Source organism: Gluconacetobacter johannae (assembly GCF_014174305.1).
Lineage (GTDB): Bacteria > Pseudomonadota > Alphaproteobacteria > Acetobacterales > Acetobacteraceae > Gluconacetobacter > Gluconacetobacter johannae.
Genome location: NZ_JABEQH010000007.1, coordinates 139690 through 153073, shown reverse-complemented (window position 1 = coordinate 153073; position 13384 = coordinate 139690). Strand labels below are relative to the sequence as shown.

The window sequence follows — 13384 nt, the reverse complement described above, 5'->3', positions numbered from 1 at the left end:
GAATGTCTGATACCGTGGCAACTGCCGAAACCGACCCGATGGACTCGCCCTTTGTCCGGGCGCTTATCAGCCGGATCCGGGCCGACGACATGTACGGCGCGTGGGAAAACAAGAAGGACAGCGCCCTGCTGCGGGAGTATATCGTTACGAAGGAGGAGCGTCGGGCCATTCCCATGATCGGCGATCCCGATCCCGACACGCTGTCCCGTGTCGAGCATTTCTATCAGGCGGTCGGCCTGGCGGTGGAGCAGGTCACCGGGCTGATGGCGTCGCCGATGATGAAGATGAGCCATGAGGGATTCGGCCGCGTGATGCTGACCAGCGGAAAACTGGTCGTCTATTCCAAGACGCTGCGCGACATGCACCGCTTCGGCTTCGAGGATCACGCGGCGCTGGCGCGCGAGGGCATGAAGGCGGTCCAGGCCGCCGTCGCGGCCATCGAGGAATTTCCGGAAGTGGCGCGGGCATAAGGGGAGGACATGTCCATGAGCGACATCGAAACGCTCAAGGCCGAGTTGAAGAAGCTGTCGGCACGGGCGACCAAGGCGAAGATGGACCTGCACGATCTGTCCGAAGATCTGCCGGTGAACTGGCAGTCGATCACGGAGGTCGCCGCGCGCGCGCAGGCGGCCTACGCCGAACTGACCGAAAAGCGTGAGGCACTTAAGGTGCTCGAAGAACAGGTGGAGCATTAGGACATGACGGCAGTAACGCGCGACGGACGAAACTGGACCCCCGACTACCTGCTGGCCATTGACGCGGCGGTCTGCATCGGGTGCGGCCGTTGCTACAAGGTGTGTGGGCGCGGCGTCATGACGCTGCGCGGCGTCGACGAGGACGGGAACCTGGTCGATTCCGACGACGATGATGATGGTGATATCGACCGGCAGGTCATGGCGATGGCGGATGCGGGGGCATGCGTCGGATGCGGCGCCTGCGCGCGGGTCTGTCCGACCAACTGCCAGACGCACGGCGCGGCCTGAACACGGGCGACAGAGAGACGGGGGGGATCATGGAGGCAGCGGACGTACACGCCTGGCTGATGGCCGGAGGAAATGGCGGGATCTGCGATCGGTTCGACGCGCATGTCTTCGCCTCGGTCCTGTCGATCGGTCTGTGCGAATCCAACCAGCGGGCCTGCCCGGTTCCCGATACGGTCGGACTGGATGGCGATACGCTGGGGGAGGTCGCAGCCCGCATCTTTCCGCATGCGTCGTCGCTGTTCGGGCGTCTGGCCGGGCTGGCCGAACCCGACCGCGGCGAGGACGAGCAATGTCTGCGCGACCTGTTGCGTAGCTGCACCAGCGAGGGGTCGACGACGGAACTCTGGCTGGCGGACATGATGGCGCGGCGCGCGATGGCGCCCAATCATCTCTGGCAGGATCTGGGCTTGCGTGGACGACGTGAATTGTCCTGGCTCATGGAGCGGCACTTCGAACCCATTGCACGGCGCAATACCGCGGACATGAAATGGAAGAAATTCCTGTTCAGGACGATTTGCCGTGACGAGGGGTTCCGCCTGTGCACGGTGCCGGTCTGCGACGATTGCGACGATTTCGACGAATGCTTTGGTGATGAAAGCGGCGAAAGCCTGCTCGCGCGCTCCCTCCGCGATACCCACTGACCTTCAGGGTCGATAAGACAGGCTGACGCACCCGGCGGGTACCCCCGCCGGGGCGTTCATGTACGGCCGGCGTTGCGGCGTGCGCCCGTCCGTCGGGTCATGTGTCGCATATGCGCCATCGGCCATCGCCGGCGTCCGGAAGGTGACAACAGTCCCGCCGGATTATGGAGCGGTTCCGCAATAAAATACCTTTGGCGACCACGGGCCTCTGGCACGATGCTTGCGTCCTGTCCTGTTGGATAACGGTATCGACGGGAGGTCGCAATGATCCAGTTGACTGATTCGGCCTGCGAGGCCGTCCGCTCCGCCATCGCTGGAGCGAAGACGCCGGTTGAGGGCATCCGCATCATGGTCCAGTCGGGCGGATGTTCGGGTTTCAAATACATGATGGGTCTGGTCTCCGCGCCCGAACCCGACGACATCATCGTCGAGTTCGACGGTGTGAAGGTGTTCGTGGACGCGGAAAGCGGCCCGCACATCGAGGGTACGACGGTCGATTTCGTCGTCAGCCTGGAGCAGTCCGGATTTGCCTTCGACAATCCGAACGCCGGCTCGAAATGCTCCTGCGGAAAGTCGTTCAGTTGACGGCGGGGCGGGTCGCGACGCGGTCGATGTAGAAGCCCGGGGACAACGGGCGTCCAGGTTGGTTGGCTAAGTGCAGGAGGCAGGGCAGATGTGGGAATATTCGGAAAAGGTAAAGGATTACTTCTTCAACCCCAAGAACGCCGGCGTTCTGGAAGATGCCAGCGGCGTGGGCGAGGTCGGTGCGATTGCATGCGGCGACGCGCTGAAGCTGATGATTAAGGTCGATCCCGAGACCGACCGCATCACGGAAGCCAAGTTCCAGACCTTCGGCTGCGGCTCGGCGATCGCATCGTCTTCGGCGCTGACGGAAATCATCATCGGCAAGACGCTGGATGAAGCGCTTGCGATCACCAATCAGGACATCGCCGACTTCCTGGGCGGGCTGCCGCCGGAGAAGATGCATTGCTCGGTCATGGGGTATGAGGCCCTGCGGTCGGCGATTGCGAATTACCGCGGCGAAGTCTGGGAGGACGACCACGAGGAAGGCGCGCTGTTGTGCAAGTGCTTCGGCGTGGACGAAGGCATGGTCGAGCGCGCGATCCGCAACAACGTGCTGACCACGATGGAGCAGGTCGCCCATTTCACGAAGGCGACGGGCAGCTGCGGCACCTGTGTCGAAGGCATCGAGGAAGTGCTGGAACGCACCAATGCCGCGATGGTCGAGGCCGGGGAACTTGCCGCGTCACAGGCCTTCGTCGTCGGGGCGGCGCCCGTGGTGGGGCGCAAGACGCCGCGCAACTCGCCCGTTGTTGCGCTGACCAGCCCGCCGGCCACGAAAATGACGACGCTGCAGCGTATCAAGCTGATCGAGGCGGAGCTGGAGGCCCTGCGTCCCGCCCTGCAAAGTGACGGCGGCGACTGCGAGCTGGTGGATGTGGAGGACAACAAGGTCATGGTGCGCCTGACCGGCGCATGCGTGAACTGCCAGCTTGCATCCGTGACGGTGCAGGGCATCCAGAGCCGCCTTGCCGAACGGCTGGGCACGCCCGTGCGTGTCATTCCTGTTCCATCCGGGCACTGAAAAGGGAGAATGACGATGGATCCGGTCTACCTCGACAACAATGCGACCACCCGCGTCGACGCGGCGGTCGTGTCCGCGATGCTGCCCTATTTTACCGAGCAGTTTGGTAACGCGTCATCCATCCATGCCTTTGGCGCGGAGGTCGGCGCCGGGCTGCGTACCGCGCGCCGGCAGCTGCAGGCGCTGCTGGGCGCCGAATTCGATCATGAGATCGTCTATACCGGTGGCGGTACGGAATCCGACAACACGGCGATTCTGTCGGCGCTGGAAACCCAGGGCGGCCGGAACGAGATCGTGACCAGCACGGTCGAGCATCCCGCCATCCTCAGCCTGTGTGCGTGGCTGGAAAAGACGCGCGCGGCCAAGGTGCATTATATCGGCGTGGATGCGCGTGGACGCCTGGATATCGACGCCTATCGCAAGGCGCTCGGCCCGCGCACGGCCATCGCCTCGATCATGTGGGCGAATAACGAAACCGGCACGATCTTCCCCGTCGAAACGCTGGCCGCGCTGGCGCATGAGGCCGGGGCGCTGTTTCATACGGACGCGGTGCAGGCCGTCGGAAAGATCAAGATTGATCTGTCCGGTTCGGAAATCGACATGCTGTCGCTGTCCGGACACAAGCTGCATGGGCCGAAGGGAATCGGCGCGCTGTACGTTCGTCGCGGCGTGCGCCTGCGCCCGCTGATCCGTGGCGGCCATCAGGAGCGGGGACGGCGCGCGGGCACGGAAAACGCGCCGGGTATCGTCGGCCTTGGCGCGGCGGCTGCCCTGGCGCAGGAGCACATGGAGGACGAGAATACCCGCGTGCGCGACCTGCGCGACCGGCTGGAACAGGGTCTGGTCCAGCGCATCAGCCATGCCGTCGTCACGGGCGATATCGAAAACCGCCTGCCCAACACGGCCAATGTCGCGTTCGAATATATCGAGGGCGAAGCGATCCTGCTGTTGCTGAACAAGGCCGGGATCGCCGCGTCTTCGGGTTCGGCCTGCACGTCGGGCTCGCTTGAGCCGTCGCATGTGCTGCGCGCGATGAAGGTGCCCTATACGGCCGCGCACGGGGCGATCCGGTTTTCGTTCTCGCGCGAAAATACGGAAGCGGATGTCGACAGGGTGCTGGAGGTCATGCCCGGCATTATCGCCCAGTTGCGCCAGATGTCGCCGTTCTGGGACGGCGAAAGCAAGACAAGGACTGCCTTTACCCCGACTTATGCGTGAACTCCGGCGGAATTTGCCTGGAATGGAGGATCTGGCATGTCTGAAACCGCACGCCTGATCGTCAACGATACGACTTTGCGCGATGGCGAGCAGGCTCCCGGTGTTGCCTTTACCATAGCCGAGAAGCTCGCCCTCGCGCGGATGCTCGATGAGGCCGGTGTGGACGAGATCGAGGCCGGCGTCCCGGCGATGGGGCCAGCCGAGATCGAGACCATCGCCGAAATCGGCCGGATCGCGACGCGCGCGCGCGTCATTCCCTGGTGCCGCATGACGCGCGCCGATGTCGATGTGGCGCTGAAGACCGGTCTGAAGACCGTACATCTGTCTGTTTCGACCTCGCCGGCGCAGATCCAGGCAAAATATCGGACATCGCTGGGCCAGGTCCTGGAGATGGCGGCCGGCGTGATTGCCTATGCCCGTGACCGGGGACTGGATGTTTCGGTCGGTGGCGAGGATGCCAGCCGCGCCGTTCCATCGTTTCTGGTCGATCTGCTGGGCGCCGCCGCCGAGGCGGGGGCGTTCAGGTTCCGCTTCGCGGATACGCTTGGCGTACTCGACCCTTTTTCGACTTACGAGATGATCGCGCATCTTGTTCAGGCCAGCGACCTGGACATCGAGTTTCACGGCCATGACGATCTGGGCCTGGCGACCGCCAATACGCTGGCGGCAATCCGCGCCGGCGCGCGCGGGGCCAGCGTGACGGTGCTGGGTCTGGGCGAACGGGCGGGAAATGCGCCGCTCGAGGAGGTGGTTGTCGGCGCGCAACGCCTGCTGGGGCGGGAGACGGGGGTTGTGCTGCGCTGTCTGCCGGGGCTTGCCCGGGCGGTGGCCGACGCCACGGGCCGGGCCATCGCGCCGGACAAGTCAATCGTGGGTGAGGCCGTCTTCCGCCATGAATCCGGGATTCATGTTTCGGGCCTGCTGCGGGATGCCGCAACCTATGAGGATCTGGACCCCACATTGTTTGGTCGCCAGCGCGAAATCGTGTTTGGCCGGCATTCGGGCCGTGCCGCCATGAGCCATGCGCTGGCGATGCTGGGGCTGGATGCCGATGACGGATTCGTGGCGGATCTGCTGAATGCGGTACGTCTGCGTGCGCTTCAGAACAAACGGACCGTCGGCCTGGATGAGGTCAGCGAGCTGTACGCATCGTTGCACCCACGCCGGGTCCTGCCACCGGACGCCGGCGGCGTGTCACCCGGTATCACCACATCTTGCGGATGAGGAAACAGACATGACTGTTTTGGACGAACTGAAACGGCTTGCCGCCGCCGAGGATTTCTTTCGCGTTCTGGGGGTGCCCTACGACCCGCAGGTGCTGAACGTCGCGCGTCTGCACATTCTGCGGCGCATGGGCGCCTATCTTGTCGACGCCGCAGCGCAGGACGAGGTGGACGCGACACGGCAGAGGGAGATGTGCCGCGCCCAGTTGCAGCGTGCCTATGACGATTTCACGCGTTCGACCCCGATTTCCGAACGTGTGTTCAAGGTGCACAAGGATGCGGTGCGTCCCGCCTATTCGGGATTTGTCGGCCTGTCGGAACTGACACAGCCAGGTGATGAGACCTGACGAAGTCTGTCGGCTTGCGGACAGGCGTGTGGCGGCGTGCGCGTGGCGCCGATGGAACGCCCGGTTTCCGCCACGGTGACGACTGGCACGATGCTTGCGTTTAGCGGAACAGGATGAAATTGCCCCCGCAGGGCGTGCCATCGGAAGCAAAGCGCAATCGCGGAGCAGGAAGAATGCGAATATTCGTGTGCATAAAACAGGTTCCCGACAGCGCGCAGATCCGCGTCCACCCGGTAACCAATACGATCATGCGCCAGGGCGTGCCCACGATCATCAACCCTTACGATCTGTTCGGTCTGGAGGAGGCGCTGCGCCTTCGTGATCGTTTCGGGGGCGAGGTCACGGTGATGACCATGGGGCCGCCGATGGCTTCGGACAGCCTGCGTAAGGCGCTGACCTACGGCGCGGATCGGGCGGTGCTGCTGACGGACCGTTTCTTCGCCGGGTCGGATACGCTGGCGACCAGCTATGCGCTGGCCAATCTGATTCAGAAGGCCTCCGAAAACTGGGGACAGCCGGACATCGTGTTCTGCGGCAAGCAGACCATTGACGGCGATACGGCCCAGGTCGGTCCGGGTATCGCGCGCCGCCTGGGGCTGACGCAATTGACCTACGTCTCGTCGATCGACGAGATCGACCCGTCGCATGGCACGATCACGGTACGGCGTCGCGCCGACCATGGTGTGCAGGTCCTGCAGTCGCGGCTGCCCGCCATGATAACCATGATGGAAGGCAGCAACGAGATCCGGCGCGGCCGAATCGAGGATGCGTTGCGCGCCGCCAGTGCCGAAGTCGTTCAGTGGAATGCCGCGGCGGCGGGCATCACCGACCTTGGCCATTGTGGGCTGCGCGGCTCGCCGACGGTGGTCAAGAAAGTCTTCGCCCCCCCCTCGCGCGAGGAAAAGGCGACGCTGGTGGGTGAGGGCGCGGCAAATCCCGCCGCTGTCGCGAACGACCTGATTACGCAGATATTCGCCCGCCAGCCCGTGCTGGAAGGCGACCTGATGCACGCAGCAGCCAGGCATTGAGGAGCAAGGCGTCATGAATAGTTCTGCACCCCGGCCTCCTGCCGCGGCCGGCAGCCGGGCCGGCATGAAGAAGGAACTTCCGGAACATTTCCGGTCGTACAAGCATGTCTGGGTCTTTATCGAGTTCGAACAGGGCGAAATCCATCCGGTTTCCCTGGAGCTTCTGGGTGAGGGGCGGAAGCTGGCCGACCGGTTGCAGGTCGAACTGGCCGGTGTCCTGCTGGGGGGGTGTGGCGCCGCGCTGACGGGGGCGGCGGGGATCTGCCACAGCTACGGTGCGGATGTGGTCTATGTGGCCGCCCATCCCGTGCTGGCCGACTATCGGAACGAGCCGTACACGCGCGTCATGACCGACCTTGTGCGTAAGTTCGAGCCCGAGATCATGCTCCTGGGGGCGACCGTGCTGGGGCGCGACCTGGCGGGTTCGGTCGCCACGACGCTTCAGACGGGACTGACGGCCGACTGTACCGAACTGGCCATCGACGACGAACGCTCGCTGGCCGCGACGCGTCCGACGTTCGGCGGGTCGTTGCTCTGCACGATCCATACGCTGAATTTCCGGCCGCAGATGGCGACGGTGCGCCCGCGCGTCATGCCCCTGCCGGCGCCCGACACCAGCCGCACCGGGCGGATTATCGAATACCAGGCGGAGCTTGAGGAATCCGACATCGTCACCAAGGTGATCGACTTCCTGGCCGATCGGAATTCGGAAAGTTCGCAGCTTGCCTTCGCGGACGTCGTGGTGGCCGGCGGGCTTGGCCTGCGTTCGGCGGAAAACATATCCCTGGTGCAGGACCTGGCGCATGTCCTGGGCGGGGACTGGGGCGGGTCGCGGCCGCTGGTGCAGAAGGGCTGGATTCCGTCCGACCGTCAGATCGGCCAGACCGGCAAGACCATCCGGCCCCGGCTGTATATCGCGGCCGGCATTTCGGGCGCGATCCAGCACCGGGTGGGCGTCGAGGGATCGGACCTGATCGTCGCGATCAATACCGACCCCAACGCACCCATTTTCGAGTTCGCGCACCTGGGGGTCGTCGGCGATGCGACGGTCCTTCTGCCCGCGCTGACCGAGGCATTTCGTTCGCGCCTTGCCGTCAACCGGCTGGCTGGCTGAGGAGCATCGTCGATGAAACAGAACCATTTCGATGCGATCGTCGTGGGCGCGGGGCCGTCGGGCAATGCCGCCGCCTACACGCTGGCGCAGAGGGGGCTGAACGTCCTGCAGATCGAACGCGGGGAATATGCCGGTTCGAAAAACGTGCAGGGCGCGATCCTGTATGCCGACGCGCTGGAAAAGATCATTCCCGATTTCCGCGACGAGGCGCCGCTGGAACGCCACATCGTCGAGCAGCGGGTGTGGATGATGGACGATGCCGGACATACCGGCATGCATCATCGCAGCGATGACTATAATGAGGACAAGCCGAACCGCTATACCATCCTCCGCGCGCAGTTCGACAAATGGTTCAGCCGCTGCGTGAAGGAGGCCGGGGCGACCGTCATCTATGAAACGACGGTGACGTCACTGATGCGCGACGCGTCCGGCTGGGTGGTCGGCGTCCATACCGATCGCAACGGCGAGGGGATCACGGCGGATGTCGTCATCCTGGCCGAGGGCGTGAACGGCCTGGTCGGTCGCACCTCCGGCCTGCGGGAGGAGCTGAAACCCGAGAACGTGGCGCTGGCGGTCAAGGAAATGCACTTCCTGCCCCAGGAGGTCATCGACGCCCGCTTCAACCTGAAAGGGAATGAGGGCGTGGTCATCGAGGCCATGGGGACCATTACCGAAGGGATGGTCGGAACCGCGTTCCTGTACACCAATCGGGAATCGATATCGGTCGGCATCGGCTGCATGGTCAGTGACTTTACCGATGTCGGACAGGCGACCCCGCACGGACTGCTTGACCGCTTCAAGGCGCATCCCAGCATTCGTGCGCTGCTGGAAGGTTCCGAAATCAAGGAATACGCCGCGCATCTGATTCCAGAAGGCGGATACAGGGCGATTCCGGAACTGGTCGGTAACGGATGGCTGGTGGTGGGCGATGCGGGGCATTTCGTCAATGCCGTGCACCGCGAAGGATCGAACCTGGCAATGACGACAGGCCGTCTGGCGGCCGAGACGGTTGCCGACATCATCCTGTCCGGCGGCAGTTGTTCCCGCCACAATCTGGCTGCCTATGTCGAGGCGGTGAAGGATTCCTTCGTGATGAAGGATATGAAAAAATACAAGGATATTCATGGGTTCCTGAAAAAGGGGCGTCATGTCGTCGATCTGTATCCCCGCCTGATGAACCGCGCGGCGCAGACGTGGTTCCGTGTGGATGGCGTGGATAAGAAAAGCAAGGAATCCACCATTGTGCGAGAGGCATGGCGCGCACGGGGAATCGGTGGGCTGATGGGTGACGCATTCAAGCTGATGAGGGCATGGAGATGAGCGATCGCGTTGAAAACCGGCTGTTCCAGAACCGGTATGTGGTGGATGTGGGACGGCCGCATATTACGGTCAAGCCGCATGTCAATCCGTCCAATGCCCTGGTCGCCATGACCCGCGTCTGCCCGGCCGGCTGTTACAGCCGTAACGAGCAGGGGCAGGTGGAAATTGTGGCCGACGGCTGCATGGAATGCGGCACATGCCGGGTCGTCTGCGCGCAGACGGGCGAAATCGAATGGAGCTATCCGCGGGGTGGCTTCGGCGTGCTGTTCAAGTTCGGCTGATCCAATGTATGGCATACCGGCCGGGCTGATCGACACGTTGCTGGCCGAGGATGCCGCATTCGGCGATCTGACGACGCGGACGCTGGGTATCGGGTCCTGTCCCGGCCGGATCACCTTCGTCGCCCGGGACGATCAGGTGGCCTGCGGAACCGAGGAGGCGGCGGCGCTTCTGCGGCACCTGGGTGCGGAGACGGTCTATATCCTGCCTTCGGGCAGTTCCGCGCCGGCCGGTACATTGTTGCTTGCCGCCACAGGCGCGGCGGCGGCATTGCATATGGGATGGAAATCCGCCCAGACGCTGATGGAATGGGCGTCGGGTATCGCCACGGAGACACAGGCGATCGTGGCCGCCGCGCGGACGGCCCACCCGGATGCCGTTGTGGCCTGCACGCGCAAGATGCCACCCATGACGCGGGTTCTGGCGGTGCGGGCGGTGCTGGCCGGTGGGGGGGTCATGCACCGGATCAATCTGTCCGAGACTATCCTTATTTTTCAGGAACATATGACGTTCATGGGAGGGAAAACGGAAATTGGCGCGGCGATCCGGCGTATGCGTTCGACGGCGCCCGAACGGAAGATCGTGGTCGAAGTGACGGATCCGGTGCAGGCGATCGAGGTCGCCGGTCATGCCCCGGATGTGCTGCAGTTGGAAAAATTCTCTCCTCAGCAACTGCGGCGCGTTCATGATGCGTTGTCGGAACGGGGCGTATGTCCGGTTCTGGCGGCGGCGGGAGGGGTCAACCGCTCGAACGCCGCGGCTTACGTGTCTGAAGGCGCTCGCGTGATCGTGACGTCCGCGCCTTATTTCGCACCGCCTCGCGACGTGCAGGTCACCCTGGATCGCGCATAGCGCCATTCGCCGCTGCGTGGGCTGGCGCGATGCCGGTAGGCGAGGCCTGGTCCGGACCCGCGGGCGGCCACGGTTTTTGGTCGGGTTCAGGTCCATTTCCACGATCGGCCTGCGCCGCGTGCGATGAATACGCCGCCCGTGTTCCCGGCCGTCCCATCACGCAGAATTGGATGTGAGCAACAACCTGGCGCTTAGAAGAACTGGACATATCGTTCTTCATCCGGAATATCGAATGGGACAATGACAGGTTCGGTCCCTCGCCACCCTTGACACCAAAGGAGGGTTGCCCCGAGCAGCCCGATGCACAACATGGCAGACATGGAACATTCTCACGGCGAGACGAGTGATGTGCAGGCGGTCGAGGAACGCCTGCGCTTCATGCAGATGACACCGGCCTCGGGCACGGCGCTCCGGTCCCTGAAAAACGTTGTTGACCGGGAACTGCCCGTCGCGCTCGACAGGTTCTACGAACAGGTACGCAAGACGCCGGAAACCCGGAAGTTCTTTTCGTCCGAGGACCATATCGCCCGTGCCAAAGGGGCCCAGACCGGTCATTGGGTCAACATCTCCAACGGGGATTTCACCGGTGACTACGCGGCCAAGGTGCGCACGATCGGCACGGTTCATGCCCGTATCGGCCTGGAGCCGAGATGGTGCATCGGGGGGTATGCGATCGTCCTGGATCACCTCATCAACGCCGCCGTCGAAGAGATGTTCCCCAAAGCCGGCCTTTTCTCGAAGCAGACCATGACCGCCGCCGATTTCGGCAAGGCGCTCGGCAGTCTCGCCAAGGCGGTGTTTCTCGATATGGACCTGGCGATTTCCGTCTATCTGGAGGAAGCCGAAAAGGCCAAGCAGAAGGCGCAGGCCGAGGCGATCGCCAACGAGCAGAAGCTGGTGTCCCAGAGCTTCGGCAATGCGATGGCCTGCCTTGCCGACAAGGACCTGACCTGTGAGATAGAAGGCGAACTGCCGGTCGCGTATCAGCCGCTACGCAACCATTTCAACAACTCCATCGAGACCCTGCGCCAGTCCCTGCTTTCGGTCGAGGCTGTTTCTTCCTCGGTCGAGGTGGCAACCGCCGAGATCAGCACTGCCGCCGATGACCTGGCCTATCGCACGGAACGGCAGGCGGCCTCGGTCGAGGAAACCGCCGCCGCCCTTGACCAGATCATGACGACAATGCGGACCACGGCGCAAAGGGCCGAGGAGTCCGGCAACCTTGTCGCACGCGCCAGGACCAGCGCGGAGAATTCGGAAACCATCGTTCAACAGGCAATCGCCATCATGGACGAGATCTCACGGTCGTCCAACGAGATCGGGGCGATCACCGACCTGATGGACCAGATCGCCTTCCAGACGAACCTGCTGGCGCTCAACGCCAGCGTCGAGGCCGCCCGGGCCGGCGACGCCGGCAGGGGGTTTGCCGTGGTCGCGCAGGAAGTGCGTGTGCTCGCCCAGCGCGCCGCCGAGGCCTCAAAAGGGATCAAGGTGCTGATCGCCAAGTCCGGCCGGCAGGTGGCGTCAGGCGTGGCTCTGGTCGGCGAAACCGGCGGGGCGCTTCAGGCCATCATTACGGATGTGAAGGACATCAACCAGCATGTCTCGGCCATCGTGGATGCCGCGCGCGAGCAGGCGACGGGGCTGCGGGAGGTCAACGCCGCCGTTGCCATGATCGACCAGGGCACGCAGCAGAACGCCGCCATGGTCGAACAGACCTCCGCCGCCAGCCGCAGCCTCGCGTCGGAGGCCGCACGACTGAAGGAACTGCTTGCCACTTTCCATCTCGACAGTGAGACCGAGATTCCGATGGCGTCCTATGCCAACGGGCGGGGGAGCCTGCCGGTTGCCGCGTCAAGAAGAATCAGCATGGGGGCCTTGCCGAGACAATAGCGACCCCCGCCGAACCCCGGCCTGGTCGTGTGCCGCCGTCCATTCACCAGGTCGGTCTGAAGGATCTTGCGCGGAAAAGGCGGGTGACCAGGGCCTTGCGGTCGTAAAACGTCGCGAAGCCGAAGCGCCCTGGTCTCGATCCGGGCGTTTCAGGGGGCAGGGTCACTCACCACCCGAGTGGCCCCATCCCGGGGTCCCAGTTCCCCCAGGCTGGATTCCATCCATTCCAGCTTTCTCCCCAAGGCCCCCAGGCCCCCCAGTTCCATTGCGTATCCTGGTAATCCATCGCCGTCATTTCGTGCTCATCGGCAAGAGCCTGCGCCTGTCTGTACTGTTGGTAGCGCGCATAAGCCGACTGATCGCCGACATAGAGGCAGTTGCACACCGTCGGATCGGAATAGACGTAAAACAGCTGGCCTCCCTGCATCCGCCGAACGAAATGATGCGGCGGCAGCCGGCTTATCATCTGTTGCCGCTGGGCCGTACTGGCGGGCTTGAACGCAAACCCCGCCGCCGCAAGATGGTCCTCCTTCTGCGCCACGATTTCGCTGGCGCTCTTGCAGGATGGCAGCAGCGTTACCAGCGCAAGGGCGCCCATCATGAAAAATCCTGCGCGGCATCGCATTGCCATGTTTCCTCCCCCTCAACGCTCAGCAAAGTTTTGTCATATTCGAGCACCTCTCGCTCGGGGTATGCAAGAGCGTGCGGACACCCCATGAGCGCCGAGCGGGTTCGGGTCGCAGACCGGAACGCGGAAAAAGTATCTATAAACAAGGCATTGGAACGCACATCGGGTCGTTCCATTTGTGGTGTGCTTTGCGCCCCCGCGTGAACGGGATGGGCGTGGCGATTGCGACAAGGCGGTGAATCAGACGTTGCG

General features: G+C 63.6%; 16 protein-coding genes. 15 read left to right on the top strand and 1 reads right to left on the bottom strand.

Annotated elements, in window-relative coordinates:
* Positions 1–2 precede the first annotated feature (2 nt).
* The 15 genes from HLH21_RS06800 to HLH21_RS17150 all read left to right on the top strand — a co-directional run bounded on the left by HLH21_RS06800 (position 3) and on the right by HLH21_RS17150 (position 12504).
* Positions 3–470: a NifX-associated nitrogen fixation protein gene (locus HLH21_RS06800; RefSeq protein ID WP_182942613.1), complete on the top strand. Its 468-nt coding sequence runs from the start codon at positions 3–5 to the stop codon at positions 468–470.
* 15 nt (positions 471–485) lie between these two features.
* The gene (locus tag HLH21_RS06795; protein WP_182942611.1) at positions 486–695 is read left to right on the top strand and encodes a CCE_0567 family metalloprotein; all 210 of its coding nucleotides are present in this window, start codon (positions 486–488) and stop codon (positions 693–695) included.
* Between the two features lie 3 nt (positions 696–698).
* Positions 699–983, top strand: coding sequence for a ferredoxin III, nif-specific (gene fdxB, locus HLH21_RS06790; protein ID WP_182942609.1), 285 nt, complete (start codon positions 699–701; stop codon positions 981–983).
* Between the two features lie 29 nt (positions 984–1012).
* Positions 1013–1624, top strand: coding sequence for a nitrogen fixation protein NifQ (locus HLH21_RS06785; protein ID WP_182942607.1), 612 nt, complete (start codon positions 1013–1015; stop codon positions 1622–1624).
* 264 nt (positions 1625–1888) lie between these two features.
* Positions 1889–2209: a HesB/IscA family protein gene (locus HLH21_RS06780; RefSeq protein WP_182942605.1), complete on the top strand. Its 321-nt coding sequence runs from the start codon at positions 1889–1891 to the stop codon at positions 2207–2209.
* 88 nt (positions 2210–2297) lie between these two features.
* The gene (gene nifU / locus HLH21_RS06775) at positions 2298–3230 is read left to right on the top strand and encodes a Fe-S cluster assembly protein NifU (protein WP_182942603.1); all 933 of its coding nucleotides are present in this window, start codon (positions 2298–2300) and stop codon (positions 3228–3230) included.
* Between the two features lie 15 nt (positions 3231–3245).
* The gene (gene nifS / locus HLH21_RS06770; protein WP_182942682.1) at positions 3246–4448 is read left to right on the top strand and encodes a cysteine desulfurase NifS; all 1203 of its coding nucleotides are present in this window, start codon (positions 3246–3248) and stop codon (positions 4446–4448) included.
* A gap of 36 nt (positions 4449–4484) precedes the next feature.
* Positions 4485–5672, top strand: a complete 1188-nt coding sequence (gene nifV, locus HLH21_RS06765; protein WP_182942601.1) for a homocitrate synthase — start codon at positions 4485–4487, stop codon at positions 5670–5672.
* A gap of 10 nt (positions 5673–5682) precedes the next feature.
* A complete protein-coding gene (nifW, locus tag HLH21_RS06760) occupies positions 5683–6018 on the top strand; it encodes a nitrogenase stabilizing/protective protein NifW (protein WP_182942599.1) in 336 nt (111 codons plus the stop codon).
* A 173-nt stretch (positions 6019–6191) separates the two neighbouring features.
* Complete coding sequence (locus HLH21_RS06755; RefSeq protein ID WP_182942597.1) at positions 6192–7046, top strand: electron transfer flavoprotein subunit beta/FixA family protein; 855 nt, start codon at positions 6192–6194, stop codon at positions 7044–7046.
* A gap of 64 nt (positions 7047–7110) precedes the next feature.
* Positions 7111–8160 (top strand): electron transfer flavoprotein subunit alpha/FixB family protein, encoded by a 1050-nt coding sequence (locus tag HLH21_RS06750; protein WP_306414188.1) that lies wholly within the window; start codon positions 7111–7113, stop codon positions 8158–8160.
* 12 nt (positions 8161–8172) lie between these two features.
* Complete coding sequence (locus tag HLH21_RS06745; RefSeq protein ID WP_182942593.1) at positions 8173–9480, top strand: FAD-dependent oxidoreductase; 1308 nt, start codon at positions 8173–8175, stop codon at positions 9478–9480.
* Complete coding sequence (locus tag HLH21_RS06740) at positions 9477–9761, top strand: ferredoxin family protein (RefSeq protein ID WP_182942591.1); 285 nt, start codon at positions 9477–9479, stop codon at positions 9759–9761. The genes HLH21_RS06745 and HLH21_RS06740 overlap by 4 nt, the downstream gene beginning before the upstream one ends.
* Positions 9762–9765: 4 nt before the next feature.
* Positions 9766–10611 (top strand): ModD protein, encoded by an 846-nt coding sequence (gene modD, locus HLH21_RS06735; RefSeq protein WP_182942589.1) that lies wholly within the window; start codon positions 9766–9768, stop codon positions 10609–10611.
* A 318-nt stretch (positions 10612–10929) separates the two neighbouring features.
* Positions 10930–12504 (top strand): globin-coupled sensor protein, encoded by a 1575-nt coding sequence (locus HLH21_RS17150; protein ID WP_281375017.1) that lies wholly within the window; start codon positions 10930–10932, stop codon positions 12502–12504.
* A gap of 166 nt (positions 12505–12670) precedes the next feature.
* Here HLH21_RS17150 and HLH21_RS06725 read toward each other — a convergent pair whose 3' ends face one another.
* Complete coding sequence (locus HLH21_RS06725; RefSeq protein WP_182942585.1) at positions 12671–13105, bottom strand: hypothetical protein; 435 nt, start codon at positions 13103–13105, stop codon at positions 12671–12673.
* Positions 13106–13384 lie beyond the last annotated feature (279 nt).

Coding starts and splice junctions, on each gene's coding strand:
- HLH21_RS06800 (WP_182942613.1), top strand. CDS start 3: ATGTCTGATACCGTGGCAACTGCCGAAACCGACCCGATGGACTCGCCC.
- HLH21_RS06795 (WP_182942611.1), top strand. CDS start 486: ATGAGCGACATCGAAACGCTCAAGGCCGAGTTGAAGAAGCTGTCGGCA.
- fdxB (WP_182942609.1), top strand. CDS start 699: ATGACGGCAGTAACGCGCGACGGACGAAACTGGACCCCCGACTACCTG.
- HLH21_RS06785 (WP_182942607.1), top strand. CDS start 1,013: ATGGAGGCAGCGGACGTACACGCCTGGCTGATGGCCGGAGGAAATGGC.
- HLH21_RS06780 (WP_182942605.1), top strand. CDS start 1,889: ATGATCCAGTTGACTGATTCGGCCTGCGAGGCCGTCCGCTCCGCCATC.
- nifU (WP_182942603.1), top strand. CDS start 2,298: ATGTGGGAATATTCGGAAAAGGTAAAGGATTACTTCTTCAACCCCAAG.
- nifS (WP_182942682.1), top strand. CDS start 3,246: ATGGATCCGGTCTACCTCGACAACAATGCGACCACCCGCGTCGACGCG.
- nifV (WP_182942601.1), top strand. CDS start 4,485: ATGTCTGAAACCGCACGCCTGATCGTCAACGATACGACTTTGCGCGAT.
- nifW (WP_182942599.1), top strand. CDS start 5,683: ATGACTGTTTTGGACGAACTGAAACGGCTTGCCGCCGCCGAGGATTTC.
- HLH21_RS06755 (WP_182942597.1), top strand. CDS start 6,192: ATGCGAATATTCGTGTGCATAAAACAGGTTCCCGACAGCGCGCAGATC.
- HLH21_RS06750 (WP_306414188.1), top strand. CDS start 7,111: ATGAAGAAGGAACTTCCGGAACATTTCCGGTCGTACAAGCATGTCTGG.
- HLH21_RS06745 (WP_182942593.1), top strand. CDS start 8,173: ATGAAACAGAACCATTTCGATGCGATCGTCGTGGGCGCGGGGCCGTCG.
- HLH21_RS06740 (WP_182942591.1), top strand. CDS start 9,477: ATGAGCGATCGCGTTGAAAACCGGCTGTTCCAGAACCGGTATGTGGTG.
- modD (WP_182942589.1), top strand. CDS start 9,766: ATGTATGGCATACCGGCCGGGCTGATCGACACGTTGCTGGCCGAGGAT.
- HLH21_RS17150 (WP_281375017.1), top strand. CDS start 10,930: ATGGAACATTCTCACGGCGAGACGAGTGATGTGCAGGCGGTCGAGGAA.
- HLH21_RS06725 (WP_182942585.1), bottom strand. CDS start 13,105: ATGATGGGCGCCCTTGCGCTGGTAACGCTGCTGCCATCCTGCAAGAGC.